General features: G+C 39.1%; 19 protein-coding genes. 18 read left to right on the forward strand and 1 reads right to left on the reverse strand.

The annotated features are described in order from the left end of the window. Window position 1: 1 nt before the first annotated feature. The 16 genes from C558_RS0121360 (at window position 2) to C558_RS0121425 (ending at window position 12,327) form a co-directional block, all read left to right on the forward strand. Window positions 2–1,219, forward strand: a complete 1,218-nt coding sequence (locus tag C558_RS0121360; RefSeq protein WP_018758342.1) for a VWA domain-containing protein — start codon at window positions 2–4, stop codon at window positions 1,217–1,219. Between the two features lie 1,007 nt (window positions 1,220–2,226). Next, complete coding sequence (locus tag C558_RS33905; protein WP_156826215.1) at window positions 2,227–2,469, forward strand: VOC family protein; 243 nt, start codon at window positions 2,227–2,229, stop codon at window positions 2,467–2,469. Window positions 2,470–2,745: 276 nt separating this feature from the next. After that, complete coding sequence (locus C558_RS0121365) at window positions 2,746–3,285, forward strand: histidine phosphatase family protein (RefSeq protein ID WP_018758343.1); 540 nt, start codon at window positions 2,746–2,748, stop codon at window positions 3,283–3,285. A 323-nt stretch (window positions 3,286–3,608) separates the two neighbouring features. Further along, complete coding sequence (gene comI, locus C558_RS34795; RefSeq protein WP_018758344.1) at window positions 3,609–3,704, forward strand: competence inhibitor ComI; 96 nt, start codon at window positions 3,609–3,611, stop codon at window positions 3,702–3,704. A gap of 402 nt (window positions 3,705–4,106) precedes the next feature. Further along, the gene (locus tag C558_RS0121375; RefSeq protein ID WP_018758345.1) at window positions 4,107–4,763 is read left to right on the forward strand and encodes a metallophosphoesterase family protein; all 657 of its coding nucleotides are present in this window, start codon (window positions 4,107–4,109) and stop codon (window positions 4,761–4,763) included. A 106-nt stretch (window positions 4,764–4,869) separates the two neighbouring features. Continuing rightward, the gene (locus C558_RS0121380) at window positions 4,870–5,616 is read left to right on the forward strand and encodes a GNAT family N-acetyltransferase (protein ID WP_018758346.1); all 747 of its coding nucleotides are present in this window, start codon (window positions 4,870–4,872) and stop codon (window positions 5,614–5,616) included. 236 nt (window positions 5,617–5,852) lie between these two features. Beyond that, on the forward strand, window positions 5,853–6,317 hold the full coding sequence (locus tag C558_RS31585; RefSeq protein WP_018758347.1) for an NUDIX hydrolase: 465 nt from the start codon (window positions 5,853–5,855) through the stop codon (window positions 6,315–6,317). Window positions 6,318–6,788: 471 nt separating this feature from the next. Further along, entirely contained in the window at window positions 6,789–7,265 is a 477-nt protein-coding gene (locus tag C558_RS0121390) for a GyrI-like domain-containing protein (protein WP_245583848.1), read from the forward strand. After that, window positions 7,249–7,368 (forward strand): DUF3221 domain-containing protein, encoded by a 120-nt coding sequence (locus C558_RS35230; RefSeq protein WP_169445401.1) that lies wholly within the window; start codon window positions 7,249–7,251, stop codon window positions 7,366–7,368. The genes C558_RS0121390 and C558_RS35230 overlap by 17 nt, the downstream gene beginning before the upstream one ends. 128 nt (window positions 7,369–7,496) lie before the next feature. Continuing rightward, on the forward strand, window positions 7,497–8,198 hold the full coding sequence (mtnN, locus tag C558_RS0121395; protein ID WP_018758349.1) for a 5'-methylthioadenosine/S-adenosylhomocysteine nucleosidase: 702 nt from the start codon (window positions 7,497–7,499) through the stop codon (window positions 8,196–8,198). A gap of 216 nt (window positions 8,199–8,414) precedes the next feature. Beyond that, a complete protein-coding gene (locus tag C558_RS0121400; RefSeq protein ID WP_018758350.1) occupies window positions 8,415–8,789 on the forward strand; it encodes a VOC family protein in 375 nt (124 codons plus the stop codon). Window positions 8,790–8,901: 112 nt separating this feature from the next. After that, entirely contained in the window at window positions 8,902–9,768 is an 867-nt protein-coding gene (locus C558_RS0121405) for an alpha/beta hydrolase (RefSeq protein WP_018758351.1), read from the forward strand. A 171-nt stretch (window positions 9,769–9,939) separates the two neighbouring features. Then, on the forward strand, window positions 9,940–10,389 hold the full coding sequence (locus tag C558_RS0121410; protein WP_018758352.1) for a GNAT family N-acetyltransferase: 450 nt from the start codon (window positions 9,940–9,942) through the stop codon (window positions 10,387–10,389). A 267-nt stretch (window positions 10,390–10,656) separates the two neighbouring features. Further along, complete coding sequence (locus C558_RS0121415; protein ID WP_018758353.1) at window positions 10,657–11,265, forward strand: zinc dependent phospholipase C family protein; 609 nt, start codon at window positions 10,657–10,659, stop codon at window positions 11,263–11,265. Between the two features lie 33 nt (window positions 11,266–11,298). Next, window positions 11,299–11,748 carry a GyrI-like domain-containing protein gene (locus C558_RS0121420; RefSeq protein ID WP_018758354.1) on the forward strand — a complete coding sequence of 150 codons (450 nt, stop codon included), beginning with the start codon at window positions 11,299–11,301 and terminating at the stop codon, window positions 11,746–11,748. Between the two features lie 120 nt (window positions 11,749–11,868). Continuing rightward, on the forward strand, window positions 11,869–12,327 hold the full coding sequence (locus C558_RS0121425; protein WP_018758355.1) for a GyrI-like domain-containing protein: 459 nt from the start codon (window positions 11,869–11,871) through the stop codon (window positions 12,325–12,327). Between the two features lie 103 nt (window positions 12,328–12,430). Here C558_RS0121425 and C558_RS0121430 read toward each other — a convergent pair whose 3' ends face one another. Beyond that, entirely contained in the window at window positions 12,431–13,852 is a 1,422-nt protein-coding gene (locus C558_RS0121430) for a sulfatase family protein (protein ID WP_018758356.1), read from the reverse strand. A gap of 202 nt (window positions 13,853–14,054) precedes the next feature. Here C558_RS0121430 and C558_RS0121435 point away from each other — a divergent pair, with 202 nt between their 5' ends. Further along, on the forward strand, window positions 14,055–14,834 hold the full coding sequence (locus tag C558_RS0121435; RefSeq protein WP_018758357.1) for an AraC family transcriptional regulator: 780 nt from the start codon (window positions 14,055–14,057) through the stop codon (window positions 14,832–14,834). Between the two features lie 13 nt (window positions 14,835–14,847). Then, window positions 14,848–15,261 (forward strand): hypothetical protein, encoded by a 414-nt coding sequence (locus C558_RS0121440; RefSeq protein WP_026264062.1) that lies wholly within the window; start codon window positions 14,848–14,850, stop codon window positions 15,259–15,261. Window positions 15,262–15,403 lie beyond the last annotated feature (142 nt).

Consider the following 15,403-nt stretch of genomic DNA (forward strand, 5'->3'; position numbering starts at 1 on the left):
CATGGATAACTATGTAGATTCACAGACGGTATCGAGATGGAGAATGATATTAGGCGCTTCTGCAGAGAAGCAGCTTGCAGGCTGTTGTGCAGGCGGGAGTATTGCGTTATCGGAAGAAGAGAGAATTATGGATGAAGCCTTGGCGGCAATCTATGATGATACCGGTGAAGAAGAGGCAGGCCAACATAACGCTCGGTCTTCAACCGGGAGGAATGCAGGCCTCGGCAAGTCCGCACCACGTCTATCCAAATGGCTCGGTGATGTCAGACAATGTTTCCCTGAGGACGTGGTCTCGATCATTCAGAACGATGCTATGGAAAGAAAGGGATGGAAGCAGCTCTTATTCGAGCCGGAAGTCCTTGCTCATGTGAAGCCAGATATTCAATTGGTTGGCACGCTGTTATCGCTGAAGGGTAAAATTCCGGAGAATACGAAGGACACGGCACGAATGTTGGTATCCTCTGTTGTAGAAGAACTCGTCAAACGTCTCGAACAGGGCATCCGGCGTGCGGTGACGGGAGCTCTTAATCGTCGTCAGCATTCCCCGCTTCCTTCCGTGAGCGGAATCGACTGGAAACGTACGATTCAGCGAAATTTGAAGCACTATGATCGGGAGAGCCGTCAGATCATACCGGAGAAGTTCTACTTTTTCGACCGGGCCCAGCGCAGTCAGGAATGGACGGTTATTCTGGATATTGATCAGAGCGGATCGATGGCTGATTCGGTCATATGGGCTTCGGTGATCGGCTCGATATTCGCAAGCATTCCTGCGCTCAGAACGCGCGTTGTCGTATTCGATACGGAAGTGGTAGATTTAACAGAGCAATGCGCGAATGACCCAGTGGAGATGCTGTTCGGCATTCAATTGGGCGGTGGAACGGATATTAACAAATCTGTAGCCTATTGCGAGCAATTTGTGGAAGAGTCGAAGAAGACCTTGTTTATCATCATTTCGGATTTGTATGAAGGCGGCAATCAATCCGCACTAATTCGACGCATGCGTGAACTGCGTGAAGCGGGTGTACGGACGATGTGCTTACTCGCATTGTCGGATCAAGGTCAGCCTTTCTATGATGAACATGTTGCGAAGCAGCTCGCTCGGGATGGAACGCCTTGCTTTGCTTGTACACCTGCATTACTGCCTGAACTTGTCGAAGGTGCGCTGAAAGGCTTTGATTTAGTCGAACTTGCGAAGCGGGTGGGAACGAAGCAGGGGTGAGAATTTTTATATTGTTCTAAGGACGAAGTCGTGTTTGAGCAACTTCCTATTCGCTCAAGCACGGCTTTTGTGCTCTGCCGATATGACATTTTGTCATGTCTCCCATTTGACGAGTTTAGTAGAACGCTAGCATTCGGGCTCGTGGATACAAGAATGTTATAAGAAATCGGCGGAAAACATAAAATATCAAAATCATTTACATAAGAACAAGTATTCGGTATTATATTAATGGGTGTAAATTCCAATTATGGGGGACGAATAATATGGGTCGAGTTGTATTATTTGAATTAAGTAGTCAAGATCCGGAACGTACTGCAAGTTTTTATTCGTCTGTTTTAGGGTAGAAGATTGCTGAGCCTAACTGGGGATATTATTCAGGAAATAATGATAAGCCAGGAATTAATGATGGGATTTCTAAGGGGTCAAATGACTCTCCACACGGAACAAGAATTCAAATAGAAGTTGAGAGCATCGATGATGCAATAAATAAATCATTAGAACTTGGAGCGCAAGTTTTAAGAGGTAAGATGGAATTTGATAATTTTTATCTTGCTTACTTAGTTGACCCGGTAGGGAATGAAATTGGATTAATTCAAACTATTAATTGATTTTTTAGATTATAGGCAGAGAAGATAACAACATGACTTTGAGAGAAAATTCGATGAAGGCCTTGGCATCAGATAACACTGTGTTCCCGCTTCGGGGCTTACGTGAAGCAATTCGAGGAGGCGAATTCAGGCAGACAACCCTGTGAGGCTAGTAGAAGAGCCACCTGTCGCTGGTGCTCCCTTAAGCCTCTGTGGATCGGGAAATCAACAACATTATCTGAAACCAGTGTAACAAACTATAATAAATATTTTAGAGGCGAGTTCAAGATGGAAAGAGTAAAAATATCTGGACCTACAATGATCTTACTTGTAAGAGATATCGAAAAATCAATTGAATTTTTATAAGAGACTTGGATTTAGTTATGAACTAGTCGAGGTCCGGACGTACAACATGTACATATGAATAGAGATTCTGTTACATTTATACTCCATCCAGCAAAGAATCCTGATGATGTGAAACCATTCTCATCGGTTGATGGTGGATTATATTTTGATGTATTCTGCTATACAGATGTTAGATCGCAACTAGAGGAATTTAGAACTAAAGGAATAGATATAGTTAAAGGGCCTGATTTAAATGACTTTTTTAGTGAATTTACTTTTCAAGATATTGATGGGTACAGAATATCATTTGGTGGATAATTTTATTTTAAACATTAGAGATTTGATTATTAATAAAGAACTCTGTTAGTAATTCGAAGAAGGCACTGGCATCATATAACACTGTTATCCTACTGCGTCGCTTTCGCTCCTTAGTCTGCCCGAGGATTTTCGAAGAAGTGAAATCAGGCAGACAACCCTACGAGGCTAAGTGGCGGAGCCACCTAGTCGCTACGCTCCTTTAAACCTCTCGGGTTCAGGAACACAAAAACGTTATACGAAATGTGGCGAAACCAATATAAAAAAATTAGGAGGCTTATGAAAATTGGATTAGTAAGACATTTTAAAGTTACATATAGACCTGATTCTAAATGGATGACATCTGAACAATTCAATCAATGGGTAGACCAATATAATAAATCTGATATTACACCAACGATACATAGTAGTAATGACCTGAATTGGGGTGTATGTCTTTCAAGTGATTTATCAAGAGCAATTAAAACAGCTGAAATTATGTACCAAGGCAATATAATTAGAACCAATCAACTAAGAGAAATAGGAATTCGGTCGGTTATTCAATCAAGAATCAAATTACATTATAGTATTTGGTTATTTATGGGTCGGGTGGCTTGGTACTTCTCACATAAGTCACAGGAGGAAAGTAGAGATGAAACATTATTAAGAGCAAGGTATGTCATTAATAGGCTAGAGACATATGAAGAAACCAATGTATTAGTAGTAAGCCATGGGGCTTTTATGAAATCTCTAAGTAAAGAATTAATTCGAAGAGGATATAAGGGGAAGGGCTTTATAAAACCCAGAAACGGAAGACTCTATACATATGAAAGACGATGATTTTGAAAGTTAACTTGAAGAAGCACCACACTACATCTAACATTTTCCTGCTGCGGGGCTTTCTCCCCTTGGTTTCCCCGAGGCATTTCGGGGAAGGGGATACAGGCAGATAACTCTACACCGCCCAAGTCCGTCGGACCCGGCGCTTAGGGCGGAAAAGGGTTCGGGAACATAACAACGTTATGTGAAAGGAATGCAGTATAAACTATAAGACCAATAAAAAGAAATGTAAGAACGCTTGTACGTAGATGTAAATAAAGGTAAAATATAACTACAATTGAATCTTGGGTGGGCATGGTTTCCCTTCGAAAGGAGGTGAAGCCATGGAAATGAAAGATGCATTAACGATTATGTTCCTATTTGGATCATTTATTCTTGCTCTTTTAACTTACATCAATAATAGCAACAAGAAAAAGTAAAACCCACCCTAAGATTGATAGCCGAAGGTGGGTTTTGATCCTTTGTGACCTAGAAGGGAATAAACCATCCAAGCCAATTGTACTGACCAAGTGTTCACAGCACTTGGTTTTTATTAACTATATAATAACACATGTAAAAACATGTATCAAAACAATATTGTAAAGAAATATAAATGACTTAAGAAAGTAAATCAAGGAATGCATCCGCATCAACTAGCACCGTTTTCCCGCTGCGGGGCTTACGCCCCTTGGTCTGCCAGAGGTAATTTGGTGAAGTAGATGCAGGCAGAACCCTGCAAGGCTATGATGAAGAGCCACCCGGCAGCAAGCTGCCTTAAGCCCTTCGGGTTCGGGAACATAACAACGCTATACGTACCGCGAGACTTTTTATGGAGGTTATACATGGAGCTATTAGTAGTTGGTGATGAACATGGTTGTTATCATACTTTTACTAAGTTAATTAATGAGCATTGGAATAGTGGGAAACAGATCTTAGTGCAACTAGGTGATTTAATGGATAGAGGGAAGTTCTCTCCTGAGACAATTTTATATGCGATTGAATTACAAAAGAACAATCCCGAAAAGGTATATTTTCTTAAAGGAAATCATGAGATTGAAGTTGTTGTTCATTTAGAAGAAGGAAATGAGAATTGGTTAAAACAATGTGGACAAGAGACATTAAATCAATATAAAAGAAAATCATTAGATCTAGTTCACTATATTTCTTGGTTGAAATCTCTACCTCTGTACTATGAAACGGATCATGCCTTTATCAGTCATGCAGGTATTTCTTTGGTAGCAGAAAACCCATTTGAAGAATCTCATCCAGAAAGCGTCTTGTGGAATAGGGGACAACTAAAAAATATTGGTAAACTGCAGATTATTGGGCATACTCCTTGTAAATCAGATAGGGCAGAATTTGATAGTGTAAGCAATACTTTGAATATAGATACAGGGGCATATCTTCCTAAAGCGCTTACAGCCGTAAAAATAAATGATGAAGGTAGAATAGATGAAATAATATTGGTACCTACGCTATCTGATGATGTAACCGATTGAAAAGATATTCTAAGTTCATAGTAGATTCATAGACTATTCAAATTTTGATGAGTAAATTAAATGATGAATTTTTGAGGATTCCGTATCTGAGAAAGGACGTATATCGATGATGACACAAAAAGAAATGATACACATCGTACAATCACAGCTTGCAATTGACCTAAACTGTACAATTGACGACTTGAACAGAGAAAAAGACAGTGTAATTTTTGTAGACGCGAAAGAAAATCCCGGACGCAGGCCGTATCCGAGAAAAGAGCGATATTTTGAAATTTTGTCCATGGGCAAATCAATTGTGGTATCGGCTACGCCGGAACGACTGTCTATTGCCAAAACGCATATGCAAGGAAAAGATAGGGATTCGATATTTTCATTACCATTTATCAGAGGGTTATACCTGCATTTTCTTCCTGATCTAGAGAAATTAAAGCCAATGTCACCACCTGCAAATTTTTCATATGAAGTGGTTGAGAAGGATGAGGTTCCCAAGCTATTGGGGCTTAAAGGATTTGATAATTCAATTATAACTGACATGAATCATCCCTATCATACTGTATTGGTCGTACTTGCCAAGAAAAATAGTAAAATTGTTGGCATGGCAGGGGCATGTAATATATGTACAAAGATGTGGCAAATTGGTATAGAGGTACTACCTGAATACCGTCAATTTGGTTTGGCAACTTATCTTGTAAACAGCTTAACTTTTGAAATATTAAATCGTGGTCGTGTTCCAATTTATGATGTCATCTCAAGCAATATTGCCTCTCAGAGAGTAGCTTACCGGGTAGGATATTATCCGGCGTTCGTGACTGATTGGCGAGTTGATTTTAAGGATTTTGAAACTTTATCTTAAAAATATGTGTGCACGTACGTAAAATGTCTTTTCAGGATTTGTTTAAACTAAAACATTTCCTATGGAAACTGGCTTTTTTCCATTCGAAGAAGCAATAATGATGGTCACCTTTATGAACTTCAGAGAAAGAAATGAAAAGAGTATAAAGACAGAGGGAGCACCGGTCTATGTAGAGTTTTAAATAAAGATGAAAGTTGATGTAAGTAACACATAGAAACTCATAAAGGATGATAAGAATGCGGCAACGCGCTCAGGCAATTATTATTAGAGATAGAGCAATGTTATTTGCATATGGAATTGTGTCCAGCAACAATGAATTACGTCATTCCTTTATTGGTGGTGGAATAGAACAAGGTGAAACTCCAGAGGAAGCAGTGTTAAGAGAACTACGGGAAGAAGCACATATTGAAGGTCGAATTATCTTTAAGTTTAATCGTGAAATAGTTGAGAATCATCATACGTTCTTAATTCATATAGGGAATCAGAGTTGTAGGTTAGGAACAGATCCAGAGGAAGAGCACCTAGCATTAGAGGAGCGAAATCTTAAGGATCTGATTTGGATATTATTTGAGGATAGACATTTATTTACTAGTATTGACAAAGAGTATATCGAAAGGCTAATTGAAGAATGTAAAGAAAGGGAATATTATCCCGAGTGGATAGATGATATACAAGAAATTAGCTTGCCATTCAGACCATAAATAAGAATTAATAAGAATAGTGAAAGAGTGACTTAGATAACTCGAAGAAGCAACTGACTTCATCTAAACCGTATCTACGCGGTGGGCGTGCGGGGGATTATAGGATCGCATAAGGCTACAGTAGATCAATATCAACTCTTTTTAGTCCTAATGGGCAAGGGTGGACAATAGGTAAGGAAGGGAAAAGATATGATATTTGATCTGGTAACGCAGCATATTGGGAGCCTGGAGAGATACATGAATCGGGATCAGAACTAGGAATGACAGTAGTCGTAATTGAAGGTGAGAATCTAAAACCACTAATGAATGAAGTAGAATGGATGGAGAGTTGATTCGAAAAAGCGTTGCGGCTGGACTCTTCGAGTCGCCTCGCTCGGATTGAATGTGAGAACCTTAAGCCTTTCGGATTCGGGAAGGCAATAACGTTATTTGAAATAGCCGTAAAACCAAAGAATCTTAAGAATTAAGGAGATGATTCACTTGACCATCACTACTGAGATTGTAAACATCAAGAAATTGAATATTCTAGGCATTCCTTGCAAAGGTCTCACTAATATGGGTGAAAAAGTTGGAAATGCAGTAAAAGAATTAATGGAACACGTCAAAGACGTAAAAACATGGAATGGAAAACCTTGGTTTGGTGTTTTTCAACCATGTCCTGAGGAAGTGGAGAATGAAGAACTAATCTATTTTGTATGTATAGAGACTGAAGGGTCAATTGTGCAAGGAAACTATCCAGGTGGATTACAACAAATAACAATTCCTGAACAACGATACATGGTGATTCATAAGGGAAAAGATGATTCTATTAAAGATGTATACAGTGGACTCAATAACTTCTTAATCGAGAGAAATGAAGTACAGAACAGTGAAAGTCATTGCTATATTCTCGAATTCCCAGTTGATGAATTGTGGGAATCAATTCAAGTATATGTCCCAATTAAGTAAAGTTGGTCAACTCTTGGAAGTTTGGTATCAAGGTAGTGTCGATACTTCATATCCAGCTCAGGCCGGAGCAAAGAAAGTGGAAATTATTGAGGAACCGAGGTGATTACTTTGAGTGATTAAATTCGTGAACTGCGATCATTAGTAGGAACCATGCCCCTTATTTTAGTCGGTTCGGTAGTAAGGTTAAAGGCAAACTTCAAAAAATTCAATAACCATGAACAGGAGTAATAAATGAAGAAAATTGGTATTATCGCGGCTTGGGAGCCTGAACTTCAATATTTGTTAAAGCAATATGAACCAATAAAAACTGAAACAGTTGCTGCATGGACTTTTTATACTCATCAGTTAGCCGATTTACATATTATTTCGGTAGTAGCTGGAGTCGGAAAGGTCAAGACAGCTAGTTGTACACAATTACTGATTACTAATTATTTTCCAGAAGAATTATATATGACCGGAATATGCGGAGGGTTATCAGAAGAAGTTAGCGGTGGAGATATTATTATTGCAGAAAAAACGATACAACATGACGTTACAGACGCTGGTATCTCTAGTGACCCATTGGATGCATACTTGGGAAGAAGTAGTATAATTGATTCAACTCAAGAGATCATTTCTATGTTTAAAGAATTTACAAAGAATACTGCAGAGCGAGTACATTTTGGAACATTTGTTTCGGGCGATCAGCGAATACGTGATAATGAATTAAGCTACAAGCTGATGACAGATTTTGCAGCGATTGCAGTGGATCAAGAACTGGCAGCTTTTGCTCATGTTTGTTATCTAAACAATATTAATTTTATGGGTCTTAAATCAGTATCAGATAAAGCCAATACAAACACCATAAATGATCAAAAGCTGTTCATACAAAAAGCTTGTATAAACTCTTGTAAATTAATAATTGATTTTTTAGATTATAGGCAGAGAAGATAACTACAAGACTTTGAGAGAAATTTCCCTGAAGGCCTTGCATTAGATAACACCGTGTTCCTGCTGCGGGGCTTAGCAGGCAGACAGTCCTGTGAGGCTAAGTGGCAGCGCCACCCGGTCGTGCTGGTGCTCCCTTAAGCCTCTGTGGATCGGGAAATCAACAACGTTATCTGAAACCAGTGTACAAACTATAATAAATATTTTGGAGGCGAGATCAAGATGAAAAGAGAAAAAATATCTGGACCTACAATGGTCTTACTTGTAAGAGATATCGAAAAATCAATTGAGTTTTATAAGAGACTTGGATTTAGTTATGAACTAGTCGGAGGTCCGGACGTACAACATGTACATATGAATAGAGATTCTGTTACATTTATACTCCATCCAGCAAAGAATCCTGATGATGTTAAACCATTCTCGTCGGTTGATGGAGGATTATATTTTGATGCATTCTGTTATACAGATGTTAGATCGCTACTAGAGGAATTTAGAACTAAAGGAATAGAAATAGTCAAAGGGCCTGATTTAAATGACTTTTTTAGTGAATTTACTATTCAAGATATTGATGGGTACAGAATATCATTTGGAGGGTAATTTTACTTAAAACATTACTAAGTGGGCGGAGCCACCCGGTGACAAACGTCGCCTTAAGCCTCTCGGGAACGCATGAACGTTGGCTACGGTAAGAACATAAGGGGATAAGCAAATGAAAGAAACAAGGGTATATAAGCAAGCAAATAACTGCTCAATAAGTGCTGATATTTATTACCAAGGTGCTGATTCGCCAGTAATTATATATATTCATGGAGGTGCACTAATTTTTGGCACCAGAACATGGTTACCTTTTGAACAAATCGAGTATTTTACAAGTTCCGGATTTAGTATAGTCAACATTGATTACCGACTGGCACCAGAAACAGAATTTGAGTTTATTATTGAAGATATAAGAGATGCGATTGAATGGGTAAGAACAAAAGCAATTGAATGGTATGATTTTGATATCAATAATATTGCAGTAATGGGCAGCTCAGCAGGCGGGTACCTTAGCTTATTAACTGGAACAATGGATGTCAAACCCCAGGCCATTGTCTCTTTTTACGGTTATGGAGATATTCTAGGTGATTGGTACTCTCAACCGAGTGAGTTCTACTGCAAGAAGCCAATGATTAATAGAACTATGGCCTCTGAGTCTATAGGAAATATAGAAGTGACTACAGGTGTATGGGAAAGATTTGATTTTTATCTTTATTGTCGTCAGCAAGGTGTCTGGGTGCAAGAAGTAACTAGATTTAATCGTAATAAAGATTCTGATAATTTAATTAAGTATAATCCAATTAATAATATCTCTGAAGATTATCCCCCTACATTATTTCTTCATGGTGATCAAGATACAGATGTTCCATATGAACAATCTGTTCTCATATATGAGAAGCTTAAAGAAAAGGGAGTTTACTCTAAGCTAATTACTATAGAAGGCGCTGATCATGTTTTCGATCATAATTTTAACGACCCTACAATTCAAAGAGCTTTTATGAATGTTGTTGAATTTCTAAGAACTCATTTATGTAAGTGATTCGAAGCAGCACCGCACTTCAGCCAGCATCATTGTATCTTTCCTGAATATCGAGGGCAAGGATATTGGGTAGAAGCTGCGAAATAGTGTTGAAGTATGCTTTTGAAGATTGGAATGCGATTAAAGTGGTTGCTATATTTATTATTATTCACATTAATGGAGGTTTATCTAATGTTGAAACTAGAACCAGCAATAAAAAATGATGCACAAAAACTCGCTGAAATACAAAAGATCAGCTTTGATGAAGAATCTAAACATTTCAATAATAACGAAATCGGAGGTCCATTTGGATACGATTCTATAAGTTGGCAAGAAGAGATGATGCAAAATTGTGAATATTTCAAGGTACTCTTTGATGGAGAAATAATTGGGGGGGCTTTGATATTTATAGGAAACAATCAAGTACATAATCTAGGAAGAATTTTTATTGATCCGAACTTTCAGAATCAAGGAATCGGTATTAAAGTTATGAATGAAATTGAAAGGATTTTTCCGGATAGCAACAAATGGTGGCTTGATACTCCTAGCTGGTGTGTCAAGAATCATCACTTTTATACAAAGTGCGGATACACCAAAGTTAGAGAAGAAGATGACTTATACATTTTTGAGAAGACTTTATAGACTAATTGTTTGATGGAACTTTCAGGGAAGGCACAGTCATCGTTTAATAATGTATCACGATGCGTCCGTTGGATCTGGGAACGCCAGAAGTGACGTCATTGAATAAATCAATTTGTAGGTTTCTTAAAGCAACTCACGCATATCCGCCTTGCGGCTTCTCGGTCCGCCAGAGAGATTTCGAGGAAGCAGAATCAAGCTCATGCTCTACCTAACCATATCGCGTTCAATCACCTACGGATTAAAAACTATTGAAGGGTGACGAGAATTATGGGTTCAAGAATAATGCACGTGATTATTGCTAATAGAATTGCAGAGTGTCTGTCGATGGAAGATAGAACACCGTTTTTATTTGGAAGCATTGCTCCAGATGCTGTTTCAACAAAAGATCTATCACATTTCTTTAAAGGTGAAGTACGAGATTATTCAAGGTTCATTGATTATAAAGGATTTTTACATAAATATAGCTCGCTAGTAGAAAGCCATTATGTATTGGGGTATTTTACACATTTAATAGCTGATGATATATGGCTCAAAGGTTTTAATCTTTCTTGGTTAAGAAACAGAATGGAAGTTAATAAAGAATTATATCGTTCGTACCATAATGATTTCCGATTACTCAATGGGAAATTACTAGAATACTATGGATTTACAGATGAATTGAGGAAAAAGCTCAGTTATCTTCCTACAATCATTGATCTGCAAGAGGTAAAGTCCAAAGAAGTTGAAGAATTCATTCCTTATGTTTTAGGTGATATGGAGTACGATAACGAAGTTTTACATGAAAAACTTAATGTTTTTACGTTTGATCAGATAATTGGTTATATAGAGACATCAGTTGAAATAGGGCTATTGAATATAAAACCTATACTAACCTAATATTCAAGAATCATTTTGAAAGGGGGATCGTCTATGAATATGAATAACGAAGTTGAAGTTGTACAATTACAAGAAAAGAAATTTGTTGGAGTTGCAGTGACTTCCGCATTTGCAAACCATGATCCAAGACGAGTTGAAGAAGCAAAGCATGTTTTCTTAATTCGGAAAGATGAAATAACGGGAATTATTAACCCATTAGAATACGTTTGTTTGAGCTTTACATCAGAGACATTGTTTACATATCTAATTTGCATGGAAGTAACGGAACTGAAAGAAGTTCCAGCTGGCATGCTAGGATTCTCAATCCCTGCTCATAAATACGGGAAAACAAGATCAGAAGATGATCCATATGCAGCAATACATCATTATTTACAAGAGAATGAAATCAGCAATAACAAGAGAGCAATGGCCATAGAAGTCTATAAATTTGAAGACCCACAGTGGCCTAACAATGTAGATGTTTATATTCCAATTGAAGAATGATTCTGATTTGGAGATACCGCCGACCTTGGATGAGGTGATATGGGTCGGGAATTCAACAACGTTATATGAAAGTAATGCAAAGCATTGAGAACAATATCAACGAAAGAGAGAGTGAGTCCTGTGAAAGTAGTTGAACTCAAAGAAATGAAGTTAGTTGGATTCAGAGTATTATGTCCTGGTGACCAGTATGTCAATGAAATCCCAAAAGCTTATTTCATACTTAATGATAGACTGAATGAGATTAATCATGTTGTAAACCCAGTTAGACTCATTGGTGCATTTATCGTTGAGGACTCCACGGAAGAGGAAGATGGTTACTGGGTATGTGTTGAGGTAAATGACATTACACAAGTTCCTGAAGGGATGGTTTCTATCGTAGTTCCGAGTCAAAAATATGCAGTCCAAAGTCATAAAGGGCCTAATTATGAAATTAGAAATACATATGATAAGTTACATCGCTGGATTGGAGAAAATAAACATGAACGATCGCTAAGAACTTGGCATCTGGAGATTTCAGATGAATGGGGATACAGGGAAGTAAATAACATTGAAGTAGACTTATATGACACGATTAAATAGATTCTGAGCGTTGAATAACCTTAGTCCGGTTGAATCCCGAACTAAGGTTGCTTAGTTCTATAACTGTCTTCTTGTCGAAAAAAATCAGTTCAGCTGCGGAGTTTTAGTCAACATCGAGCACATATCGATCATCTTTGACCTCTTCTTGAAGCGCATGGAGTTCATCCTTCAATGTCTTCACGATCTCAGCGTATTCTGGCTGCGCATACACATTATTGAGCTCAGATGGATCTTGATGCAAATCGAACAATTCCCACTCTGGTTGGTTTGATTCATCCAAAGTACCAGGCACTCCCAATCCATCAGCGTAATAATAGATAAGCTTATAGCGGTAGGTTCGCAGCCCATAATGCGAGAACACGTTATGGTCAATGCGATGCATCCAGTAACGATAATACATCGATGTCCGCCAACCTTCTGGCTGTTCGCTGTTGAAAATTGGTCGGAGGCTATGGCCCTGCATCTCGTCTGGGATCGGCAATCCTGCATAATCGAGGAAGGTCGGCGCAAAGTCCACGTTTAGGGCCATTTTTTCCGTAATCTCGCCAGGTTTGATTTCTTTCGGATAACGTACGATAAACGGCATGCGAAGCGATTCCTCATACATGAAACGTTTGTCATACCAGCCATGGTCACCGAGGAAGAAACCTTGATCAGACGTGTAAATAACAATCGTATTGTCCGCAATCCCCATTTCGTCCAAATAATCGAGCAATCGTCCAACATTTTCGTCAATGGAAGCCACGCAACGTAAATAGTCTTTCATGTATCGCTGGTATTTCCAGCTTTTTGCTTGCTCTGGCGTCAGATGTTCGGGTGTTTCCTCCTTCAAATCGACGAGCGTTAGATCACTTTCCACCCGCATCGTCGCTTCTTTGGCGGCTGTAGCACGATTCGAATAATCATCATGGAAAGTTTCCGGCTCTGGAATCGTAACATCCTCATACAGTGTGGCGTATTTGGCGCTTGTTACCCATGGGCGGTGTGGCGCTTTATGGTGGCACATCAAGAAAAATGGCTTATCCTGATCCCTGCGATTCAGCCAATCGATTGATAAATCTGTGATGACGTCAGTCACATAACCGTCGTAAACACGGTCCTCACCCATTTCAGAGAAAGTAGGCTGGTGGTATTCGCCTTGTCCCCAGTTGCCAATCAGCACGTTCCAATAATCAAAACCTGTCGGGTCGTAAAAGCCACCTTGGCCGAGATGCCATTTACCAATCATGCCAGTCTCGTAGCCGCCGCTTTGAAGCATTTTGGCTACGTGATCCTGCCGACCGTCGAAGCCTTCATACAATGTACGAACGCCATTCAAATGGTTGTATTTGCCTGTTAGAATCGTTGCCCGGCTAGGTGCGCAGATCGAATTCGTACAGAAACAATTGTCAAAACGAATGCCTTCCTTAGCAATCCGATCGATGTTCGGCGTCTGGTTAATGCGTCCGCTGTAGCAGCTCATGGCGTGCGCAGCATGATCGTCGCTCATGATAAATAGGATATTCGGTTTGGTGTTACTATTCATATGTACGTCCAACCTCCCGTGTAAATGTTTGTCTCCATTATATAGAAGTGCTGCTTTGAGCACGATGTACGTAATGTCTATTAGATGTACAAAACAACTGTATTTTGATCTCTTAATTCTTGAAAGATTGTTTTCTTGTTTGCATGCCAGACCTAGGATTGCTATGCTGGGATTAACATTCTAGATAGAGAGGTCCGATGCTATGTTTACGCTATTAGCGGTACATTATGATGATTGCATACCGGGCTGGAATACAGTACGCGAGGCAATTCCATACCATGTTATTGTCCTCATGGTGGAAGGAACGGCAACCTATACCATTAACGGCGTAACGCATCGGGTCGAGGCAGGAGATTTATTGGTGATACCGAAAGGTACGGTAAGAGCGGGAAGCAATACAGAAGCGCCACATAGGAAATATACCGTATTGTTTAATTTGATAGACGATGCTAATGCTGACGCTCAGCTTTTACTGCCTAGTCATTTTATGCGAATGAAAATTAGTAATTACGAATATGTGCTCAAACGATTCTCACGTCTGTTCCAAGAGAGATGGGAGGGAAAGCCGTATCATGAGTCGATCTGCCTCGGCATTCTGATTGAGCTGCTTGGAGTTGCGAAACGTGAGCCGATAAGCCCCGCCGTCGAGCCGATTAAATTTTATTTGGCCCGAAAAATTCATTTAGAGCTTCAGACACACTATCGAGAGTCCATTCAAATTAGTGAATTAGCGAAGCTTATCGGCCGTTCACCGAATTACACGATCGCCATGTTCAAGAAAGCGCTGGGCATGACGCCAATCGAATACGTACATCAGCTGCGTGTCCAGGAAGCAAGTAGTCTACTGCTCGAATCAACCATGTCCGTCACCGAAATATCCGATTATTTGGGATTTTACGATACGTCGCATTTCTATCGGGTATTCAAAAAAATGATGAAGGAATCCCCTTCGGCTTATATCACGAATAGAAAGGGTTGCTAATGGAAGGTGACAAATGAAGAATTTCAAAAGGAACTTGGGCTTGAATCCATCTCGGCAGCACAATATATTTCAAGTAACAAATCCAGCAATATCAGCAAAACTGGTATCAGACGTATTTGAACTTGTATTTATTTTATTGAGACCAGTAAGTCATGATCAAGCGCAACTGAAAATTACTGATAGTCAGACGATTTTCTTAGTAAAGACGAAAGAAAAAACGACTTTTAATTATTTTGAGGTAGGCGGAACAGAAATGTCGGCTATTACTCTCGAGATAAATTATCTTGAAGATCTAAATAAGAAACTGGTTAGTGAGAATGAGCAAGTTGATAGTATAGCGGATAATGGAGGTTGCGGCCTTTCTTTCCATGTACTGGATCCTGACGGAAATAAACTTCATCTTTGGGGAGGCTGGCCCCAGAAATAAAGTGAAATAACACATAACAGATAATTCCATTTCTTTTCTTCCCGATACATGAGGGGACTCAGCGGTCATAAAGAATATTGATGAAGATATTCATATGCTAAAAAATAGATAGATATAAACCCTTATTTTAAGAGCTGCTCAG

Origin of the sequence: Paenibacillus terrigena DSM 21567, assembly GCF_000374845.1 — a bacterium.
GTDB lineage: Bacteria > Bacillota > Bacilli > Paenibacillales > Paenibacillaceae > Paenibacillus_K > Paenibacillus_K terrigena.

Coding starts and splice junctions, on each gene's coding strand:
- C558_RS0121360 (WP_018758342.1), top strand. CDS start 2: ATGGATAACTATGTAGATTCACAGACGGTATCGAGATGGAGAATGATA.
- C558_RS33905 (WP_156826215.1), top strand. CDS start 2,227: ATGAATAGAGATTCTGTTACATTTATACTCCATCCAGCAAAGAATCCT.
- C558_RS0121365 (WP_018758343.1), top strand. CDS start 2,746: ATGAAAATTGGATTAGTAAGACATTTTAAAGTTACATATAGACCTGAT.
- comI (WP_018758344.1), top strand. CDS start 3,609: ATGGAAATGAAAGATGCATTAACGATTATGTTCCTATTTGGATCATTT.
- C558_RS0121375 (WP_018758345.1), top strand. CDS start 4,107: ATGGAGCTATTAGTAGTTGGTGATGAACATGGTTGTTATCATACTTTT.
- C558_RS0121380 (WP_018758346.1), top strand. CDS start 4,870: ATGATGACACAAAAAGAAATGATACACATCGTACAATCACAGCTTGCA.
- C558_RS31585 (WP_018758347.1), top strand. CDS start 5,853: ATGCGGCAACGCGCTCAGGCAATTATTATTAGAGATAGAGCAATGTTA.
- C558_RS0121390 (WP_245583848.1), top strand. CDS start 6,789: ATGATTCACTTGACCATCACTACTGAGATTGTAAACATCAAGAAATTG.
- C558_RS35230 (WP_169445401.1), top strand. CDS start 7,249: ATGTCCCAATTAAGTAAAGTTGGTCAACTCTTGGAAGTTTGGTATCAA.
- mtnN (WP_018758349.1), top strand. CDS start 7,497: ATGAAGAAAATTGGTATTATCGCGGCTTGGGAGCCTGAACTTCAATAT.
- C558_RS0121400 (WP_018758350.1), top strand. CDS start 8,415: ATGAAAAGAGAAAAAATATCTGGACCTACAATGGTCTTACTTGTAAGA.
- C558_RS0121405 (WP_018758351.1), top strand. CDS start 8,902: ATGAAAGAAACAAGGGTATATAAGCAAGCAAATAACTGCTCAATAAGT.
- C558_RS0121410 (WP_018758352.1), top strand. CDS start 9,940: ATGTTGAAACTAGAACCAGCAATAAAAAATGATGCACAAAAACTCGCT.
- C558_RS0121415 (WP_018758353.1), top strand. CDS start 10,657: ATGGGTTCAAGAATAATGCACGTGATTATTGCTAATAGAATTGCAGAG.
- C558_RS0121420 (WP_018758354.1), top strand. CDS start 11,299: ATGAATATGAATAACGAAGTTGAAGTTGTACAATTACAAGAAAAGAAA.
- C558_RS0121430 (WP_018758356.1), bottom strand. CDS start 13,852: ATGAATAGTAACACCAAACCGAATATCCTATTTATCATGAGCGACGAT.
- C558_RS0121435 (WP_018758357.1), top strand. CDS start 14,055: ATGTTTACGCTATTAGCGGTACATTATGATGATTGCATACCGGGCTGG.
- C558_RS0121440 (WP_026264062.1), top strand. CDS start 14,848: ATGAAGAATTTCAAAAGGAACTTGGGCTTGAATCCATCTCGGCAGCAC.